This window comes from Kitasatospora sp. NPDC101183, from assembly GCF_044767945.1.
Lineage (GTDB): Bacteria > Actinomycetota > Actinomycetes > Streptomycetales > Streptomycetaceae > Kitasatospora.
The window spans coordinates 65,629-82,685 of the sequence record NZ_JBIWOW010000030.1; the positions used below are offsets into that span (position 1 = coordinate 65,629).

Annotated in this window: 18 protein-coding genes; 7 read left to right on the top strand and 11 right to left on the bottom strand. The window is 74.9% G+C overall.

Going from position 1 to position 17,057, the window contains the following annotated elements; translation table 11 throughout:
- Position 1: 1 nt before the first annotated feature.
- From ACIRRS_RS32195 to ACIRRS_RS32215, 5 genes are all read right to left on the bottom strand, one after another.
- The gene (locus ACIRRS_RS32195) at positions 2-421 is read right to left on the bottom strand and encodes a helix-turn-helix domain-containing protein (RefSeq protein WP_402978375.1); all 420 of its coding nucleotides are present in this window, start codon (positions 419-421) and stop codon (positions 2-4) included.
- A gap of 99 nt (positions 422-520) precedes the next feature.
- The gene (locus ACIRRS_RS32200; protein WP_402978378.1) at positions 521-1,645 is read right to left on the bottom strand and encodes a MerR family transcriptional regulator; all 1,125 of its coding nucleotides are present in this window, start codon (positions 1,643-1,645) and stop codon (positions 521-523) included.
- Positions 1,646-1,679: 34 nt separating this feature from the next.
- A complete protein-coding gene (sigJ, locus tag ACIRRS_RS32205; protein ID WP_402978479.1) occupies positions 1,680-2,510 on the bottom strand; it encodes an RNA polymerase sigma factor SigJ in 831 nt (276 codons plus the stop codon).
- Between the two features lie 85 nt (positions 2,511-2,595).
- Positions 2,596-2,817: a hypothetical protein gene (locus tag ACIRRS_RS32210; protein ID WP_402978381.1), complete on the bottom strand. Its 222-nt coding sequence runs from the start codon at positions 2,815-2,817 to the stop codon at positions 2,596-2,598.
- Positions 2,814-5,969, bottom strand: coding sequence for a DEAD/DEAH box helicase (locus ACIRRS_RS32215; protein WP_402978384.1), 3,156 nt, complete (start codon positions 5,967-5,969; stop codon positions 2,814-2,816). The genes ACIRRS_RS32210 and ACIRRS_RS32215 overlap by 4 nt, the downstream gene beginning before the upstream one ends.
- Before the next feature lie 172 nt (positions 5,970-6,141).
- Here ACIRRS_RS32215 and ACIRRS_RS32220 point away from each other — a divergent pair, with 172 nt between their 5' ends.
- The gene (locus ACIRRS_RS32220) at positions 6,142-6,750 is read left to right on the top strand and encodes a YceI family protein (protein WP_402978387.1); all 609 of its coding nucleotides are present in this window, start codon (positions 6,142-6,144) and stop codon (positions 6,748-6,750) included.
- Between the two features lie 70 nt (positions 6,751-6,820).
- On the opposite strand, the gene ACIRRS_RS32225 is transcribed toward ACIRRS_RS32220, so the two are convergent.
- Positions 6,821-7,783, bottom strand: a complete 963-nt coding sequence (locus tag ACIRRS_RS32225) for a LysR family transcriptional regulator (protein ID WP_402978390.1) — start codon at positions 7,781-7,783, stop codon at positions 6,821-6,823.
- A gap of 114 nt (positions 7,784-7,897) precedes the next feature.
- On the opposite strand from ACIRRS_RS32225, the gene ACIRRS_RS32230 reads away from it, so the two are divergent.
- Both ACIRRS_RS32230 and ACIRRS_RS32235 read left to right on the top strand, forming a co-directional pair.
- Complete coding sequence (locus ACIRRS_RS32230) at positions 7,898-9,169, top strand: MFS transporter (protein WP_402978393.1); 1,272 nt, start codon at positions 7,898-7,900, stop codon at positions 9,167-9,169.
- Positions 9,170-9,179: 10 nt separating this feature from the next.
- Positions 9,180-9,662 carry a macro domain-containing protein gene (locus tag ACIRRS_RS32235; RefSeq protein ID WP_402978396.1) on the top strand — a complete coding sequence of 161 codons (483 nt, stop codon included), beginning with the start codon at positions 9,180-9,182 and terminating at the stop codon, positions 9,660-9,662.
- On the opposite strand, the gene ACIRRS_RS32240 is transcribed toward ACIRRS_RS32235, so the two are convergent.
- Positions 9,647-10,207 (bottom strand): GNAT family N-acetyltransferase, encoded by a 561-nt coding sequence (locus tag ACIRRS_RS32240; protein ID WP_402978399.1) that lies wholly within the window; start codon positions 10,205-10,207, stop codon positions 9,647-9,649. The genes ACIRRS_RS32235 and ACIRRS_RS32240 overlap by 16 nt on opposite strands.
- Positions 10,208-10,414: 207 nt before the next feature.
- Here ACIRRS_RS32240 and ACIRRS_RS32245 point away from each other — a divergent pair, with 207 nt between their 5' ends.
- Positions 10,415-11,203, top strand: a complete 789-nt coding sequence (locus tag ACIRRS_RS32245) for a TetR family transcriptional regulator (protein ID WP_402978402.1) — start codon at positions 10,415-10,417, stop codon at positions 11,201-11,203.
- Positions 11,204-11,280: 77 nt separating this feature from the next.
- Here the strand turns inward: ACIRRS_RS32245 and ACIRRS_RS32250 are convergent, their stop codons facing one another.
- Together ACIRRS_RS32250 and ACIRRS_RS32255 are read right to left on the bottom strand one after the other, a co-directional pair.
- On the bottom strand, positions 11,281-12,564 hold the full coding sequence (locus ACIRRS_RS32250; protein ID WP_402978405.1) for a GNAT family N-acetyltransferase: 1,284 nt from the start codon (positions 12,562-12,564) through the stop codon (positions 11,281-11,283).
- Between the two features lie 57 nt (positions 12,565-12,621).
- Complete coding sequence (locus ACIRRS_RS32255) at positions 12,622-13,137, bottom strand: GNAT family N-acetyltransferase (RefSeq protein ID WP_402978407.1); 516 nt, start codon at positions 13,135-13,137, stop codon at positions 12,622-12,624.
- A 131-nt stretch (positions 13,138-13,268) separates the two neighbouring features.
- On the opposite strand from ACIRRS_RS32255, the gene ACIRRS_RS32260 reads away from it, so the two are divergent.
- The 3 genes from ACIRRS_RS32260 to ACIRRS_RS32270 all read left to right on the top strand — a co-directional run bounded on the left by ACIRRS_RS32260 (position 13,269) and on the right by ACIRRS_RS32270 (position 14,474).
- Entirely contained in the window at positions 13,269-13,622 is a 354-nt protein-coding gene (locus ACIRRS_RS32260) for a hypothetical protein (RefSeq protein WP_402978410.1), read from the top strand.
- Between the two features lie 49 nt (positions 13,623-13,671).
- Positions 13,672-13,992, top strand: a complete 321-nt coding sequence (locus ACIRRS_RS32265) for a hypothetical protein (protein WP_402978412.1) — start codon at positions 13,672-13,674, stop codon at positions 13,990-13,992.
- A gap of 68 nt (positions 13,993-14,060) precedes the next feature.
- The gene (locus tag ACIRRS_RS32270) at positions 14,061-14,474 is read left to right on the top strand and encodes a type II toxin-antitoxin system VapC family toxin (protein ID WP_402978415.1); all 414 of its coding nucleotides are present in this window, start codon (positions 14,061-14,063) and stop codon (positions 14,472-14,474) included.
- Here ACIRRS_RS32270 and ACIRRS_RS32275 read toward each other — a convergent pair.
- Both ACIRRS_RS32275 and ACIRRS_RS32280 read right to left on the bottom strand, forming a co-directional pair.
- Entirely contained in the window at positions 14,459-15,724 is a 1,266-nt protein-coding gene (locus ACIRRS_RS32275) for a C40 family peptidase (RefSeq protein ID WP_402978418.1), read from the bottom strand. The two genes, ACIRRS_RS32270 and ACIRRS_RS32275, sit on opposite strands and share 16 nt — an antisense overlap.
- Positions 15,725-15,947: 223 nt before the next feature.
- Positions 15,948-17,045: a hypothetical protein gene (locus tag ACIRRS_RS32280; protein WP_402978421.1), complete on the bottom strand. Its 1,098-nt coding sequence runs from the start codon at positions 17,043-17,045 to the stop codon at positions 15,948-15,950.
- Between the last annotated feature and the right edge of the window lie 12 nt (positions 17,046-17,057).

Genomic DNA, 17,057 nt, shown 5'->3' on the forward strand with positions numbered 1-17,057 from the left:
GCTACCGGTCCTCCCGGTGGGTGTGCTGGGTGGCTGCGCCGTCGGCCGTCGGGCTGGGAGCCGGATCGGGGGCCGAAGCGGCGTTCTCCTTGAGGAAGGCGTCGTAGACCGCGAGCAGCGCCTGCTTCTGCCGCTCGGTGATCAGCGGATCGGCCAGGATCGAGGCCCGCAGCTCGTGGCCCTCGTTCCGCCGCTCCTCCAGAATCCCGGCCTGGACGTAGAGCGTCTCCGCCGAGATCCGCAGAGCCTTCGCGATCTGCTGCAGGATCTCCGCGCTCGGCTTGCGCAACCCTCGCTCGATCTGGCTGAGGTACGGGTTGGACACGCCGGCGGCCTCCGCCAGTTGCCGCAGCGAGTACTGCGCGTTGCGGCGCTGCTCGCGGATGTACTCGCCCAGCGAGCCGACGTTCAGTGAGGCCATGGGGACAGCGTGCAGCACCCTGCTTGCAATTGCAAGCAGGGTGCTAGCGGGAGCAAACGGCCTCACGGCGGAGAGGCGGCCTCAGGCGGACAACCGGCCTCAGGCGGAGAGGCGGACGGGCATGAGCAGGGAGAACGGGTCCGCGGGGTCGGCGGAGCGGATGGCGAGCGGGGAGATGGGGCCGTCGAGCTCCAGGAGGAGCTGGCCCGGGCGGGCGGCGGCGAGGGCGTCGAGGAGGTAGGCGCGGTTCACGGCCACGGTGAGGCCGTCCGGGTCGGGGTCGGCGGTGACGGCGAGGCCGCCGTCCGGGGTGAGGGCCAGGAGGACGACCTCGCAGTCGGCGCCGTCCGGGCCGGAGGGGACGGTGCGGGTGGCGCCGGTCTCGACGGCGGTGCGCAGGTCGGCGGCGGGCAGGGCGACGCGGTGGCGCGGCTCCGTCCGGGTGAGGGCGCGGTAATCCGGGTAGTCGAGGGCCGGGGCGGCGCCCTCGATCCGGTGGCCGCCGACCTCGGCGCGGACCAGCTCGCCGGACAGGGTGAGCACGGCCTCCCCGCTGGAGGCGCCCAGCAGGGCGCGCAGCGCGTCCACCAGCGGGGTGGGGACGACGGTGCCGGCGGTCGGCTCCTGCGGGCCGCCGGTGACGGGCACCTCGGCGAAGGCCATCCGGTAGCGGTCGGTGGCGACCAGGCGCAGCAGCGGGCCGTCCGGCTCGAACAGCACCCCGGCGAGGGAGGGGAGTTCGGGGTCGCCGCCGACCGCGAAGCGGACGGCGTCCAGGGCGGCGGCCAGCTCGGCGGCGGGGACGGCGAGGCGGAGTTCGGCGGGGGTGGTGGTCATCGGCTGCTCCCTCTGGTCGATCATCGCTCGGATCAGGGAGAGCTCGCGGCGGGCGTCGGCGAGGCCGTCCTCCAGGCGGCGCAGGTGGGTGTCGAGCACCCGCTGCGCCTCGCCGTCGCCGGGGGCGGCGGCCAGCACGGCGCGGACGTCCGCCAGCGGCAGGCCGACGCGGCGCAGCCGGGCCAGCAGCCGGGCGTCGGCGAGCTGGTCGGGGCGGTACCAGCGGTAGCCGGTCTGCGGGTCGACCCAGGCCGGGGTGAGCACCTCGGCGCCGTCGTAGTAGCGCAGGGTGCCGACGCCCAGGCCGCTGGCCCGCGCCAGTTCGCCGATGCTCCGCAGGGCGCTGCGGCTCGCGCTGTCGTGCTCGGCGTGGTGCTCGCTCTCCATGGCGGTGACTCTGGGGGCTCGACCCGGTCGAGGGTCAAGCCCGCCCGGGCCGGTCGGCCAGGTGGGCGAGCTTGTGCGGGTTGCGGACGACGCGGATCGCGGAGATCGGGGCCCGGCCGTCCGGGCCCTCGACGGGGTCGAACTCGAGGACGGCGACGGAGTCCAGCACGCCGTCCAGGGTGAACACCAGGCCGGGCTGGCCGTTGACCAGCACCGGGCGGGCGCCGGCGCCCAGGCCGTAGCGGCTCATCAGGCCCAGCAGGAAACGGGCGACGTGGTCGGCGCCGACCACCGGGCGCAGCGCCGCGCGGACGACCCCGCCGCCGTCGCTCCAGGTGGTGACGTCGGGGGCGAGCAGTTCGAGCACCCGGTTGAGGTCGCCGCCGACGCAGGCCGCGAGGAACTCGTCGGTGGCGCGGCGGCGCAGCTCCGGCGGGGCGTCGTAGCGGGGGCGGCGGGCGCGGACGTGCGCCTTCGCCCGGCTGCCGACCTGGCGGCAGGCGGCCTCGGTGCGCTCCAGGGCCTCGGCGATCTCCGGGTAGCTGAAGCCGAAGGCCTCCTTGAGGACGAACACCGCCCGCTCCAGCGGGGAGAGGCTCTCCAGCACCACGAGCAGGGCCAGGGAGACGGACTCGGCGCGCTCGACGCCCTCGGCGGCGTCCGGCTCGTCGACCAGCGGTTCGGGCAGCCACGGGCCGACGTAGGCCTCGCGGCGGACGGCGGCCGAGGTCAGCTTGTTGAGGGCGAGGTTGGTGACCGTACGGGTGAGGTAGGCGCGGGGGCTGGCGACCTGGTCGGTGACGCCGTTCCAGCGCAGCCAGGTGTCCTGGACGAGGTCCTCGGCGTCGGCGACGCTGCCGAGCATGCGGTAGGCGATGCCGAAGACCGTCCGCCGGTGCTGCTCGAAGGCGGCGAGGTGGGGGTCAAGGGTGTCGGTCACGGCGGCGACGCTACCTCAGGGTGTCGTAGACCGGGGCGAGGAGGGTGGCGAGGTCGCGGCCGTGGGCGGTGATGCCGGAGCGGCCGAGGCGGCGGAGGGCGCCCTCCTCCTCGGTCCCGGTGCCGGTCCCGGTCCCGGTGCCGGTGCCGGCGTCGGTGTCGCTCCGGAGGGTGAAGTCGCCGCGCCAGTAGGCGGCGACGTTGACCATCTCGGGCCTGGGTTCGGTGGTCACGCTTCCTCCTCCGATACGGCGTCCTCGCGGGTGAGGGCGACGAGTTCGCGCAGGTCGTCCAGCGGCAGGTCGGTCAGCCACCGCTCCCCCTCCCCCACCACCGTCTCGGCCAACGAGCGCTTGGCGGTGAGGAGTTCGTCGATCCGCTCCTCGACGGTGCCGACGCAGACCAGGCGGCGGACCTGGACGTCCCGGCGCTGGCCGATCCGGAAGGCGCGGTCGGTGGCCTGCTGCTCGACGGCCGGGTTCCACCAGCGGTCGAGGTGGATCACCTGGTTGGCGGCGGTCAGGTTGAGGCCGGTGCCGCCGGCGCGCAGGGAGAGCAGGAACACCCGTGGCCCGTCCGGGGACTGGAAGCGGTCGACGAGTTCCTCGCGCCGGGCGCGCGGCAGGCCGCCGTGCAGGTAGAGCACCTCCTCGCCGAGCCGGCGCTCCAGGTACGGGCGCAGCATCGCGCCGAACTCCGCGTACTGGGTGAAGACCAGCGTGCGGTCGCCCTCGGCCAGTGCCTCCTCCAGCAGCTCGGCCAGGCGGGCGACCTTGCCCGAGCGCTCGCCCAACGCCGAGCCGTCGTGCAGGAGTTGGGCCGGGTGGTTGCAGGCCTGCTTGAGCTTGCCGATCGCGGCCAGGACGGTGCCGCGCCGCTCCACGCCCTTGATCCCCTCGACCCGGCGCAGCAGGTCGGCCACCACCGCCTGGTAGAGGCCGGCCTGTTCGGCGGTGAGGTTGCACCAGACGGTGATCTCCTGCTTGGCGGGCAGCTCGGCGGCCACCGCCGGGTCGGTCTTGAGCCTCCGGAGGACGAACGGGGCGGTGCGGCGCCGGAGTTCGGCGGTGCGCTCGGGGTTGCGGTGCAGTTCGACGGGGATCGCGTAGCGCTCCTTGAAGCGCTCGGCCGGGCCGAGCAGGCCGGGGTTGGCGAAGTCCAGCACGGCGTGGAGTTCGGAGAGCCGGTTCTCCACCGGGGTGCCGGTCAGCGCGATCCGGTGCCGGGTGACGGGCAGGGAGCGGATCGCCCGGGACTGGGCGGTGCCGGAGTTCTTGATGTGCTGCGCCTCGTCGGCGACGATCCGGCGCCAGCGGATGGCGCGCAGGGCGGCGTGGTCGCGCTGCACCAGGCCGTAGGTGGTGATGACGATGTCCGACTCCCGTGCGGTGTCGGCGAGTTCGTCGGCGTCCAGGCGGCCGGCGCCGTGGTGGACGTGGCGGCGCAGGGCGGGGGCGAAGCGTTCGGCCTCGCGCTGCCAGTTGCCGACCAGGGACATCGGGCAGACGAGCAGGGTGGGGCCGGTGGCGCCCTCGGCCTTCTCGGCTGCCAGCAGGGCGAGGGTCTGGACGGTCTTGCCGAGGCCCATGTCGTCGGCGAGGAGGGCGCCGAGGCCGAGGCCGGACATCTCCCGCAGCCAGGCCAACCCCCGTTCCTGGTACGGGCGCAGGACGGCCTTGAAGTCGGCCGGGGGCCCGGCCGGGGCGGGCGCGGCGGCGGTGCGGCCGGCGAGGAGGTCCCCGAGCGGGCCCTCCGCCCGTACGGAGGTGACGGGCAGGCCGGCGACGCTCGCCTCCGGGTCGAGGGCGAGCCGCAGCAGGTCGGCGGTGGCGAGCACGCCGTCGCGGCGGTCGGCGAGGAAGGTGAGGGCGGCGGCGATCTGCGCCGGGTCCGCCTCCAGCCACGTCCCGCGTACACGGACCAGCTCCTGCTTGGCGGAGGCGAGTTCGGCCAGCTCCTGTTCGGTGAGCGGCGCACCGCCGGGGCCCAGGGCCAGCTGCCAGCGGAAGGCGACCACGGCGTCCCGGTCGATCTGGCTGGTCACGGCGAGGGTGCCGGGCGCGGGCGGGGTGGTCGCGCGCAGGGCGAGGCCGAGGCGGGGGCGGCGGCGCCACCAGGCGGGCAGCAGCACGCCGAAGCCCGCCTCGGCGAGGGCGGGGCCGGCGGTGCGCAGGAAGTCGAGGGCTCCGGCGCGGTCGAGCGGCAGGGCGGACGGGCGGGCTCGGTGGCGCAGCGCGTCCAGGGCGGGCCAGCGGTGGGCGGCGCGGGCGAGTTCGGCCACCAGGGTGCCGGTCGGGTCGGCGGTCTCGCCCGCGTTCCTGTCGGTGCTCTTGCCGGTGCTCTTGTCGGCGCTCTTGCGGGAGAGGGCGGCGTGGGCGGCGCCGCCCTCGTGCAGGTCGGCGGCGCGGACCAGCAGGGACGGCTCGTCGACGGCCTGGAGCAGGAACTCCAGCCGCCAGGCGTCGTCCGAGGGGGCTCCCTCGGGGTCGTCGGCGGCGGGGCCGAGCGGTTCGACGAGGCGGAAGCAGAGGCGCAGGGCGGGGTCGGCGGGGGTGGCCGAGGCGTACCAGGCGTCGAGGCGGCGGCGGAGGTCGGCGAGCTCCTCCCCGGGGGCGGCGAGCCCTCCCGAGGGGGCCGTCAGGGCGTGCAGCCAGCGCTCGGTGGCGGTCGCGCCCGGGGGGAAGGGGGTGTCGGCGAGGGCGGTGCGGACCTCGGCGTCGACCAGGGCGGCCAGGGCCGCGTCCAGCAGCTCCTGGCCGGTGGCGAAGCCGGTGGGCCGCTCCCCCAGCAGGACGGGCGGGCAGCCCGCGGCCAGGGCGGCGGCCTCGCGGAGCCCGTCCGGGGAGAGGTCGGGGAGCCAGCGGGCCTCGGGGGCCCCGGCGAGGAGGACCTGCGGGAGGACCCGGCCCCGGCCGACCGCGCGCCAGGCGAGGTCGTGCACACCAGTGAGCCAGCGCAGCGAGGGGCCGTACACGACCTCGGTGGTGCCGGTGCCGGGGAGTTCGGCGACGGCGACGGCCCAGTGGGGGTCGAAGACCTCGCCGAGGAGCTGGGCGGCCTCGGCGGCGTCGAAGAGGAGGGCGGGCACCCGCCAGGGCGTGAGGACGGCGCCGCCGCGCGGCGGGGTGACGGGGAGGTCGGGCGAGGGCGCGGGGAGGGCCCCGATGGTGGGCAGCAGGAGGCCGGCCCAGCGTTCGGGGGCCCGCCCGGCGAGCCAGCCGAGGCCGGGGCCGATGCCCGCGAGCAGGGCGGCCAGGGTGTCGGCGGTGCAGGCGTACGGGTGGGCGGTGCCGGCGGCGGCCGGGGCGCCGGGGTAGGCGCGGGCGTCCTCCGCCCAGAGCGCGAGGTGCCCGTCCGGCCGCCAGAGTGCGTGCAGGACGAACATCGGGGCCTCTCGGGGGGTGTGCGGGAACCGGTCCTTCGCAGGGTAACCGGGAGGTCGGACAGGGCTCGCGTCATCCGTTCGGGGGTATTGGTTGAAACTTGAACCAGATGGGGTTATGGTGGAGCCAACAAGTTGAAGCCTAAACAAATGGCTTCTGACCCGAGGAGGAGCCATGGGCCTGTTCAACCGCAGCAAGACCACCACCACCGCGACCGCCGTCGCCACCCCCGCCGGCCCCGACCTCGGGCACCTGACCGGCGACTGGGCCGTCGACACCACGCACAGCGAGGTCGGGTTCTCGGTCAGGCACGCGATGGTCACCAACGTGAAGGGCCGCTTCACCGAGTACGACGGCAAGCTGCACCTGGACGGCACCACGCCGGGCAACTCCTCGGCGGAGCTGGTCATCAAGGTCGCCAGCATCGACACCAACCAGACCCAGCGCGACGAGCACCTGCGCACCGGCGACTTCTTCGCCGCCGAGACCTACCCGGAGATCCGCTTCCGCAGCACCTCCACCGAGCGGGTGAACGGCGACACGTACCGGATGACCGGCGACCTCACCATCAAGGACACCACCCGCCCGGTGATCCTCGACCTGGAGTACACGGGCAGCGCGACGGACGCGTACGGCGCGGAGCGGGTCGGCTTCGAGGGCAAGGCCGTCGTCGACCGCACGGAGTTCGGGCTGACGTACAACGCGGCGCTGGAGACGGGCGGCGTGCTGATCGGCGAGAAGGTCAAGCTCAACTTCGACATCTCCGCCGTGAAGGCCGCCTGACCCCCGGCCGCCCACGAACCGCACCGCCCCTGCCGATCCCCCCTCGGCAGGGGCGGTGCCATGTCTCCGGCTACCGCAACAACTCCGCGTCGACCGCCGGCAGCCAGCCGCCCGCAGGCCGGTGGAGCCAGTGCTCGGCCGCGCCGAGGGCGGCCGCCGCCGTGGTCAGGGCGCGCAGGCCCGGATGGCGGTCGCCGGGGCGGTGGACGAGGCTGACCAGGCTGAGCGGCACGGGCTCGACCAGCGGCAGGTTGACCGCGCCCGGGATGACCGGCCCGCCCGTCGTGGTGAGCACCGGGTCCCCGTGGCGGGCGAGGTAGTGCGCCATCTCGTCCACGCCCACGGGCGGGACGTACGGCCCGGCGGCCGTCAGGCCGTGCTCGCGCAGCAGGCGGACGCCGAGGTCCGTCCACTCGGTGGTGGCCGGGTTGCCGAGGCAGACGTCGACCGGGTGCCCTGCCAGATCGGCCAGTCGCAGGGCCGTACGGTCGGCCAGCGGGTGGGCGGCCCCGACCATCACCGCCATCGGCTCCAACCGCACCGGGATCTGCGCGAGTTGGCCGCGCACCTGGGCGGGCAGCCCGGCGAAGCGGCCGAAGGAGGCGTCCAGCCGGTGCGCCAGCAGCTCGCCGGCCGCCGCCGCGAGGCCGCCGTGGAAGCGGGCGAGGAGTTCGCCCTCCAGCCAGGCGGCGCGGGCCCGTTCGAGGATGCGGTCGGCCGTGAGGTCCGGTCCGGTGACGTCGCTGTTGAGGTCGAGCAGCAGCGGACGGGCCGCCGCCCCGGCGAGGATCTCGTCGTGCAGGGCGAGCAGCCGGCGGGCCTGGGGCAGCAACCGCAGCCCGGCCGGGGTGAGTTCGACGCTGCGGGTGGTGCGGCTGAACAGCGCGTCGCCGAGCAGCGCCTCCAGTGCCCGGATGTCGCGGCTGAGCGCCTGCTGCGCGATGTGCAGCAGGCGCGCCGCCCGGCCGAAGTGCAGGGTCTCGGCGGTCGCGACGAAGCCGCGCAGCAGGCGGGGGTGCAGGTCACGGGGCATGGGCGGCAGACTAACAACGCGCTGTTGTGAATGCGGCGGAACAGGTGTTGGACCACGCACCACCGCCGCCGCCAGGCTGTCGGGCATCCCGTTCACCCCCGACCCAGGAGCCCCATGCCCGCGCGCGCCCGATTCGCCCTCCTCGCCTCCTACCGCCGCCTCCTCTCCGCCCCCGGCGCCGCCGCCTTCACGCTGTCCGGCCTGCTCGGGCGGCTCGCCCTGTCGATGTCCGGCGTCTCCCTGGTGGTGCTGCTCACCGAGCGGCGCGGCTCGTACGCCCTGGCGGGGACGGTCGCGGCGGCCGGGCTGGTCACCGCCTCGGTCGGCCTGCCGCTGGTCGGTCGACTGGTGGACCGGTACGGGCAGGCGCGGGTGACGGTGCCGACGGCGCTCTACCAACTCGCCCCGGTCACCGCCCTGTTGCTGTGCGTGCGGTTCGGCGCGCCCGACTGGGCGCTGTACCCCTGCTGGGCCGCCGGCGCCGCCGGACCCAACCTCGGCGGCATGGCCAGGGCCCGCTGGGCGCACCTGTACCGGGGCGATCCGGCCGCCCGGCACCTGGCCAACTCCCTGGAGCAGTCGCTGGACGAGCTCTGCTTCATGTCCGGGCCGGTGCTCGGGATGGTGCTCTGCACCACCGTCGCCCCGGAGGCGGGGCTGGTCACCGCCGCCGTGCTCGGGGCCACCGGCGCTCTGCTGTTCTCCGCGCAGCGCCGCACCGAACCGCCGCTGTCCGACGCGCCGTCACCGCAGGAGCGGCGCGGCCGCTCACCGCTGCGGATACCGGGGCTGCGGGTGCTGATGCTGACCTTCCTGGCCACCGGGATGATCTTCGGCGCCCTGGACATCACCACCGTCGCCTACGCCCAGTCGCTCGGCCACAAGCCCGCCGCCGGGCTGCTGCTGGGCCTGGTCGCGGGCGGATCCTGCGTGGCCGGGCTGGTGTTCGGGCTGCTGACGCCGCGTCGGGCCCCCGGGGTGCGGTTCCTGACCGGGGTCGCGGCGATGGCCGGGGTGCTGCTGCTGCCGTTCCTCGCCGCGGGGCTGGGCCGGGTCGGGCTGGTGACGCTCGGGGTGGCGCTGTTCGCGGCCGGGACGGCCACGGCGCCGACCATGGTGACGGGCATGTCGCTCGTTCAGGAACTGGTGTCGCCGCGGCAGTTGAACGAGGCGATGGCCGTCGCCGTGTCGGGGATCGTGGTCGGCATCTCGGCGGGGGCGGCGCTCGCCGGCGCCGTGGCCGACCACGCCGCCCCGGGCGCGGGCTACGCCGTACCCGTCTGCGCCGCCGCACTCGCACTGCTGATCGCGCTGGCGGGCCGCCGCCACCTGCGGGGTCCCTCGACGGCGGAGGAGTCCGGGCCGATTGTCAGTGCCTCGGTCTAGCGTTCGGGGCATGACGGGAGCGATCACGTACGTCCGGGGCGACGCCACCGCGCCACGGGGCAAGGGCGTCAAGGTGATCGCGCACGTCTGCAACGACCTGGGGGGCTGGGGCAAGGGCTTCGTACTGGCTCTTTCCAAGCGGTGGCCCGAGCCGGAGGCGGAGTACCGGCGCTGGCACCGCGAGCGGGCGTCGAACGACTTCGGGCTGGGCGCGGTGCAGGTGGTGCGGGCCGAGCGGTACGTCTGGGTGGCCAACATGGTCGGCCAGCGCGGCGTCCGGACGGGCCGCTCCAGCGGGGTGCCGGTGCGCTACGGGGCGATCGACACCGCGCTGGCGGCGCTGGCCGGGCACGCGCTGGAGCTCGGCGCGTCCGTCCACATGCCCAGGATCGGCTGCGGGCTGGCCGGCGGGCGCTGGGAGCGGGTCGAACCCCTGGTCACGGCCCGGCTGGTGGAGCGGGGGGTGCCGGTGACGGTCTACGACGTCGCATGAGCGGGCCAGCTGTAGACGTACTCGGGCAGCACGAAGCCGCCGGGGAAGACGCCCTCCTGCCGGCCGGTGCGGCGCCCGCCCTCGCGCTCGTAGAAGGCGATCGCCCGGGTGTTGGCGCACAGCACCTCCAGGTACAGCTCGGCCTCCGGATGCCGCTCCGCGAGGTGCTCGCGGGCGGCGGTCAGGAGGGCGTGGCCGATGCCGCCTCCGGTGAGGCCGGGGCGGACGTGGAGGTTGTCGAGCAGCACCCGGCCGTCCGGCTCGGGGACGAGGTAGGCGAACCCGGCCACCTCGCCGTCGAGTTCGGCGACCAGCAGCTCGGGGGTGGCGGCCGGCTCGCCGTAGTCGACGGTCAGCCGCAGCTCCCAGATCTGGCCGCGCTCCTCGGCGAGCCCGTCGCCGAGCGCCTCGGCCGGGACGAACTCGCGGTAGGCGGTGCGCCAGCTGAGCGCGTGCAGTTCGGCGACGGCCCGGGCGTCGGCCGCGTCGCCGTGCCGGACGGTGGCCCGGGAGTCGGCGGGTTCTTCAAGGCCGGAAGCGTTCATGTGACGATCCTCCTACGGATTGAAGTTGAACATGTTCAACCACTCCCCCTAGAGTGCTGCCCATGAACTTTTGAACGCGTTCTAAACAAGGGGGGACGCGTTCTCCACCCAGGGGGGCGGTGGTCGCGGCACCGGGCGCGGAGGGGGCGTCCGGTACCGCGACCACCGACAACGGCCGAAGGCCCGGCTGCGGTTAGGCTCGTCCCCGTGGACGACCTGGCAGCGACGAACAGTACGGGCGGCGGCGACGCCGACGATCAGCGCGGCGCGGACAGCGGCCAGCTGCCCGGCGGCCGGGCGCGGCCGAAGACCGACAAGAGCGAGGCGACCCGGGCGCTGATCCTGGAGACGGCCATGCGGCTGTTCCAGGAGCGGGGCTACGAGAAGACCACCATGCGCGCCATCGCCTCCGAGGCGGGCGTCTCGGTCGGCAACGCCTACTACTACTTCTCGGCGAAGGAATTCCTGATCCAGGGGTTCTACGACCGAATGACCCACGACCACGCGGCCGACGCCCGCCGCCGCATGGCACACACCCGGGACTTCTCCGAGCGGCTGCAGATCGCGCTGCTCTCCTGGCTCGACACGGCCGAGCCGTACCACGAGTTCGCCGCCCAGTTCTTCCGCACGGCCGCCGACCCCACCAGCTCGCTCAGCCCCTTCTCGGACGAGTCCCACCCGGCGCGCGCCACCGCCGTCGAGCTGTTCCGGGACGTGCTGACCGGCTCCGAGCTGGCGCCGAAACTGGACGCCGAGCTGGTCGAGCTGCTGCCCGACGTGCTCTGGCTCTACCTGATGGTCGTGGTGCTGTACTGGGTCTTCGACCGCACCCCGGAGGCCGAGCGGACCAGGGAGTTCGTCCGCCGCTCGACGCCGATGACGGCCCGGGTGATCAACCTGTCGCGCTACCGGGTCTTCCGCCCGATCGTGCGCGACGCCAAGGGCCTCATCCAGGACTTCATCCTGCCGACCATCGGGAAGACGGCCGTCAAGTAGCCCTCCCCCGGGGGCGGCTGGACACACCGGAGGCCGGGCCGCCGTACGGGCGGTCCGGCCCCGGGAGGCGCGCGGGATCAGAAGATGTCCGGCGTCCAGGCCGCCAGCGGGGCGCGCAGCAGCAGGTCGGCGGCCGCCGCCGCGCCGGGGCGCAGCTCCTTCACCAGGCCGGCCGCCGCGAGCCGCGACAGCGTCTCCGAGCCGAGGTGGATCGAGCCCAACTCGCTGACGCCCAGGGCGATGTCGGCCTCGTCGGTGGTGCGGGTGCAGCGGCCGGAGCCGCCTTCGCCGACCTCGATCGACCAGCGGCCGGCCGCGTAGCCGAGGTCGTCCTCGACCTCCAGCACGATCCGGCCCGGCGCCCCGTACGTCCGGGCGTCGAAGGCCTTCGGGACGTCGAGGACCCGCAGCCAGGTGAAGTCGCAGTTGTCCTTGTGCGGCGTGGCGCCGCGAGGGTCCTTCAGCAGCAGCGGCAGCGGGTCGTCCGGGCCGAGGTTGTCCACGACGACCTTGCGCACCCAGTCCACGGAGAGCAGGAGGCGCCACAGCGCGACGGCCGCCCCGAGGTCCAGGGCGTGGAAGTGGCCCACGTTGAGCACGCAGTCGGGGTAGCTGCCGTCCCAGTTGCCCTCGATGCGGTAGGTCGCGAAGCCGGTGACCACGCCCTCCCCGTCGCGGTGGACGGCGGCGAAGGGCGTCTTGAACTCGTGCCCGGGCAGGCTGACCTCACCGGTGGCGAGCTTCCACCACAGCTCGTCGCGGGTGATCGCGCCGGGCTGGATCAGCTGCCAGCGGTCGTACAGCTCCCGGCCGATCTCGCGCAGTTCGTCCATCGACACGAAGTCGATCCGGCCGCCGGGGACGGTCGGCAGGCCGTCGCGCAGGCCCTGGACGCGATTGAGGTCGAGGTTCCAGCCGTTGCCCCGGGTCGCGGGACCGAAGCCGTACCGGCCGTAGATGGTGTACTCGGCCGCGATCAGGATCGCGACGGCGGCGCCGCGCTCGGCGGCGGCGGCCAGGTCCCGGCGCATCATCGTGCCGAGCAGGCCCCGGCGGCGGTGGGTGGAGAGGACCGACACGTTGGTGATCGCGTCGGCCGTGATCGTGGCGCCGCCGGGGACGGTCAGCTCCGTGTCGAAGCTGCGGAAGGTGGCGACGATCCGCTCGCCGTCGAAGCCGGCCAGCCACCGGCCGGGCCGCCACTCGACGCCGCGGACCTCGGCCCCGGACGGCTCCAGGTGCGGGCGGAAGAAGCCCTGGAGCAGCGCACGGCACCAGGCCTCCACCTCGCCCTCGGCGACCGCCCGTACCTGGAGCCCGTTCACGGTGCCGACGCTCGTGTCATCGATGCTGTTGCCCATGGGGTCACGGTAGGCCCGGCCCCGGAGCACGGCATCCGATTTATTCCGTGCCCGGTGCTATTCCCCGCGCGCCCCGCCGGCCCCGGTGTGCTCGCCCGGCACCACCACCCAGTGGTTGGTGCGCAGCAGCCTGTCCGCGAAGGTCAACTCCCGTTCGCCGCGCAGCTGGAAGCCCATCGCCCTGCAGATCCCGTTGGACGGGCCGTTGGTCACCCCGGGGTTGGCCTCGACCTCGCCCCAGCTCCCGTCCTCGGCGGCCTCGTCGAGCAGTTGGCGGACGGCCGCCTTCGCCAGGCCCCGGCCCTGGAACTCGGGGAACACCGCCCAGCCGATCTCGGAGACCGTGACGCCGTCCTCCTCCATGGACCAGAGCATCACGCCGCCGGCCGTCTCCCCCTCGTCCGTGAGGATCATCCGCGCCCAGAGGCCCTCGCCGCCCTCGACGTCCTTGCGGTGCCGGGCCTCGACCTGCCCCCGGGGCAGCGGGCCGCCCAGCTCGGCCATCATCCCGGCGTCGCACCGCATCCGGACGTACGCCTCGACGTCCCCCGACTCGACGGGCCGCAGCTTCATCGTGCATCTCCCTCTCCGGCAACCGAAGCGGCCCACGGTAGACGGTGCCTCCGACAACGGTGGCGCGCCCGGTGCTCGAACTGGCATTCTCTGGACGGTCACCATACGCACGATCTCCCGGAGGGGGAGCCTTGACGGGCGATCACCTGTACGACGACGAGTACACCCGGCGACTGAAGGCCCATCAGAACCGCGACAGCGTGGTGAAGCTGTTCGCCGTGCTGGCCGTGTGCGGCTGGCTCTGGGCCGCCGCGCTGATGTTCCTGCCCGCCGACGACCGCTACGACTGCGGCTCCCCCGCCACGTACGAGAGCGCGCGCTCCGGGAGCACCAAGGCGCAGGTCTGCGACGCCAGGATGGCCGCCCGCACCCGGGAGAGCGTCACCCTCCTGGTGCTGGTGCTCCCGCTCACCGCCGCCTGGGGCTGGTCCGCCTCCACCCTGCGCGACCTGCGCGAGCGGCTGCGGGAGGCGGAGGGCCGGTAGGGCGGGCGGGGCCGGTAGCCTGTCGGCCGTCGACGAACCGGAGGGGGCCATGGGGATCGCGGAGATGCTCGCGGAGAAGGACACCCGCGCGCAGCGCCGTCTGGAGCGGTACGACAGGCTGACCGGCCCGCTCGCGGTCGTCCCCTGGCTGGTCGTCGCGGCCGGCTGGATGTGGACGGCCTACCTGGCCTTCTTCGAGCCCTGCGCCTCGTACGGCTACGGCCGGGCGGACTGCGGGGACCGCACCTGGGACACCGTCCGGGTCGGCCTGGCGACGGTGCTGGTGACGGTCTCCTGGCTGTACGCCCGCACCGCGGCGCGGCTGCGGCGGCTGGAGCACGCCCTCGCCGTGACACGCCCCGAGGAGTGACCTCCCGGGCGGGCGGCCCGGGTTGACTGGTGCGCAACGTTTCCGCGCGCCAGGGAGGCCGGACCGCCGTGCCGAAGTACGTGATCACCCCGGAGGTCGCCCTCCGCCTAGCCCGCGAGGGCGGCCCGCAGCCGGACGGGCGGCAGCTGCTCGCCCCGACCCTGCTGCGCTCCCAGCTGCTGGCGCTGCTCTACGCGTCCGTCCGGCGGGGCGAGCTGACCGCGAGGGAGGCCGAGCGCGCCCTCGACGCCGTCCGGGCGCTGCGCCTGCGACTGCTCGGCGACCGCGTCCTGCAGTCCACGGCCTGGCGGATCGCCGAGCAGCTGGACCACCCCGACACCCTCGCGGCCGAGTACCTCGCCCTCACCCGGCTCCAGGCGGACGCCCTGGTCACCCTCGACCCGGCCCTGGCGGCCGCCGCCCGGGGCGTCGTGCCGGTGGTCGGGTTCGAGGAGCTCCTTCCCGGTCAGGGCCGGGCGTAGAAGTCCGGGGTGCCCATGATCCAGAGGCTGGCCTGCTTGACGGGCATGCCCGCGCGGGGGGCCTCGATCATCTGGTCGTCGCCGATGTAGAGGCCGACGTGGTGGATGTCGGCGGCGCGGCCGGTGTCCGTCCAGAAGACCAGGTCACCGGGCCTGAGCTGGCGGTAGGTCACCGGGCTGCTCTGGGCGTACTGGTCGGCGGCGAAGTGGTTGAGCCGACGGCCGCCGACGCGCCAGGCCATCATCGTCAGCCCGGAGCAGTCGTAGCCGGCCGGGCCCTCGCCGCCCCAGATGTAGGGCAGGCCGATCTTGGACCGGGCGAAGGCGACGGCTGCGGCCGCCCCCTCGGCGGACCAGGGGCGGGTGCCCGCCGGCGGGGCGGCGGAGGCGGCCTTGGCTGCCTCCGCGGCCTCGGCCTCCCGTGCGGCCCGTTCGGCGGCCTCGCGGGCGGCGGCCTCGGCCTCGCGGGCGGCGATCGCCTCCAGGGCCTCGCGGCGGCGGCGCTCCAGGTCCACGGTGGTGTGCCGGGCGGCGGCGAGCTCCCCGAGGAGCTGCTCGCGGCGCAGGCCGGCGGCGGCGACCTCGCTCTGCTGCGCGGAGAGCCGCTGCTGCGCCCGGGCCCTGGCCGCGCCGACCTCGGTGGCGGCCCGCTCGGCGGCCTCGGTGGCGCCGCGGGCGGCGGCGGAGGCGCGGGCGGCCTCGGCGGCGGTGGAGGTGGCGTTGTCCAGGATCTCGCGGGTGCGGCGGCTGGCGATGCCGACCACGGTGGCCCGGTCGCCGGCCTCGCGCGGGCCGCGCGCGGCGAGCAGGGCGTTGAGGGCGGACAGCTCGGCTCCGGCGCCCTGGCGGTACGTTTCGGCGGCGAGCTGCGCGGCGTCCTCGACGGCCGCGGCGCGGGCGGTCTCGGCGGCGGTGGCGCGCCCGGCGGCGGCGCCCTCCTCGGTACGGGCGCGGGCGAGGGCGAGCTGGGCGCCGTTGTAGGCCTCGACGGCCTGTTCGGCGCTGCGGGCGGCCCGGTCGAGCCCGGCCTTGGAGTCGGTGAGCGCCGCCTCCAGCGCGGTGACGGAGGCGGCCTTGCCCTCGGTCTCGGCGCGGGCGCGGTCGATCTCCTCGGTGGTGGGGTACGGGCCCTCGCCCTGGGCCTGCCCGGCCGCCGGTTCCGGGTCGGCCGGGGCCGCCTGGGCGGCGGGCAGCAGCCCGAGCAGGGCCGCGAGGGAGAACAGGAGGGTCGGCAGGAGCCTGCGTGCCACGCGACATCCCTTCTGACGGGTCACGTGGGCGGGAAAAGCGGGACGGCGCTGTGGGCGCTGCGGGGAGTCCGGCGAATCATCGCATCACGTGACAGAACGGTCACACGACGCTCATGTTCTCAACCCGGGCGCGTTTCACACCTCGAACGCGCGCCGCCGGGAGGGTGACCATCGCATGATCCGACCAGGCCCCGGCCGCGGCCGGGCGCACAGCGTGGACGAGCTACCGGCTCATCCTGCGGGTCCTCGTCCGCAGGTGGGGGTGTCGCCCCGGCCGCCGCTCCAGACCGGTCGGACGGACGGCGTAGGTGCGGCTGCGGCCCGCCCGGACCGTACGGCGGGACTGCTGCGCCCGCCCGGTCCGGGCCGGGGCGCCGCCGGAGGCGCCGTACCCGGGGCCCTCGCCCGGGGCCGGGTGGGCGCCGGGCCCACCGGAGGCGGCCGCGGCGGCGGCAGCGGAGCGGCGGTCGGCGAGGCGGGCCTGACGCCGGGCCAGGGCCCGGGCGGCGTGGGCGTCGAGGTGGGCGGTGGCCCGGGCGGCCATCCGCTCGGCGACCCGGTGGGCGGCCGGGTGGTTGGCGGACACCTTGTCGGGGGCGCCCGCGATCAGGTCGAAAAGCCAGGTGCGGGCCCGGTCCGCGCGCCGGTGCAGCAGGCGCTCGCGCCGGAGCGCGCGGGCCCGGCGCCGGGGGCGCCTGGCGTAGCGCCAGCGGGCCCACGGGCTGCTCGGGCGGGCCAGCCGGACGGCGCCGATCCAGGACAGGCCGGGGACCATGATGCCGAGCAGGCCCGTCCACACCTTGCCCTTGAACAGGGTGATCACCGAGGCCAGCGCGTTCACCGAGATGATCGTGATCAGGCCCCACCTGGTCTCCTCGCCGGGCACCACGCCGAGCGGGACGTAGCCGACCAGCAGCAGGGCGGTGAAGAGAATGCCGAAGATCACCGCGTCCACCGACTTGCGGCCCTGCTCGCTCCAGTAGACGTCGTCCAGGTGCAGGATCAGCGCGAACTCGTCCAGCACCAGGCCGCAGCCGATGCCGAAGACCAGCCCGAACCAGTCGATCCACGGGTGCCCGCCGTAGGTCGCGAACACGCCGAAGCCGCCGGCCAGCAGGAAGCCCAGACCGAACACCATGTGGTGGATGTGCAGCCCGCCGGGGGTGACGTTGCCCGGCCACCAGCGGACCTGGGCGCGGATCATCCGGACGCTGAAGCGGATGAAGACGAAGGAGACGATGAAGCCGACCAGCAGCAGGAACAGCGGCTGCTTGTGCGTCGCGACGATGTGCTCGCGGTAGCCGTCCAGCAGTGTGGTCATGCGTCTTACCTT

What these genes read in the sequence shown, in the direction of transcription:
- ACIRRS_RS32280 (WP_402978421.1), bottom strand. Translation starts at nt 17,045, where the DNA reads ATGACCACACTGCTGGACGGCTACCGCGAGCACATCGTCGCGACGCAC.
- ACIRRS_RS32235 (WP_402978396.1), top strand. Translation starts at nt 9,180, where the DNA reads ATGACGGGAGCGATCACGTACGTCCGGGGCGACGCCACCGCGCCACGG.
- ACIRRS_RS32220 (WP_402978387.1), top strand. Translation starts at nt 6,142, where the DNA reads ATGGGCCTGTTCAACCGCAGCAAGACCACCACCACCGCGACCGCCGTC.
- ACIRRS_RS32195 (WP_402978375.1), bottom strand. Translation starts at nt 421, where the DNA reads ATGGCCTCACTGAACGTCGGCTCGCTGGGCGAGTACATCCGCGAGCAG.
- ACIRRS_RS32255 (WP_402978407.1), bottom strand. Translation starts at nt 13,137, where the DNA reads ATGAAGCTGCGGCCCGTCGAGTCGGGGGACGTCGAGGCGTACGTCCGG.
- ACIRRS_RS32230 (WP_402978393.1), top strand. Translation starts at nt 7,898, where the DNA reads ATGCCCGCGCGCGCCCGATTCGCCCTCCTCGCCTCCTACCGCCGCCTC.
- ACIRRS_RS32215 (WP_402978384.1), bottom strand. Translation starts at nt 5,969, where the DNA reads ATGTTCGTCCTGCACGCACTCTGGCGGCCGGACGGGCACCTCGCGCTC.
- ACIRRS_RS32225 (WP_402978390.1), bottom strand. Translation starts at nt 7,783, where the DNA reads ATGCCCCGTGACCTGCACCCCCGCCTGCTGCGCGGCTTCGTCGCGACC.
- ACIRRS_RS32265 (WP_402978412.1), top strand. Translation starts at nt 13,672, where the DNA reads ATGGGGATCGCGGAGATGCTCGCGGAGAAGGACACCCGCGCGCAGCGC.
- ACIRRS_RS32240 (WP_402978399.1), bottom strand. Translation starts at nt 10,207, where the DNA reads ATGAACGCTTCCGGCCTTGAAGAACCCGCCGACTCCCGGGCCACCGTC.
- sigJ (WP_402978479.1), bottom strand. Translation starts at nt 2,510, where the DNA reads ATGCTCGGCAGCGTCGCCGACGCCGAGGACCTCGTCCAGGACACCTGG.
- ACIRRS_RS32250 (WP_402978405.1), bottom strand. Translation starts at nt 12,564, where the DNA reads ATGGGCAACAGCATCGATGACACGAGCGTCGGCACCGTGAACGGGCTC.
- ACIRRS_RS32200 (WP_402978378.1), bottom strand. Translation starts at nt 1,645, where the DNA reads ATGGAGAGCGAGCACCACGCCGAGCACGACAGCGCGAGCCGCAGCGCC.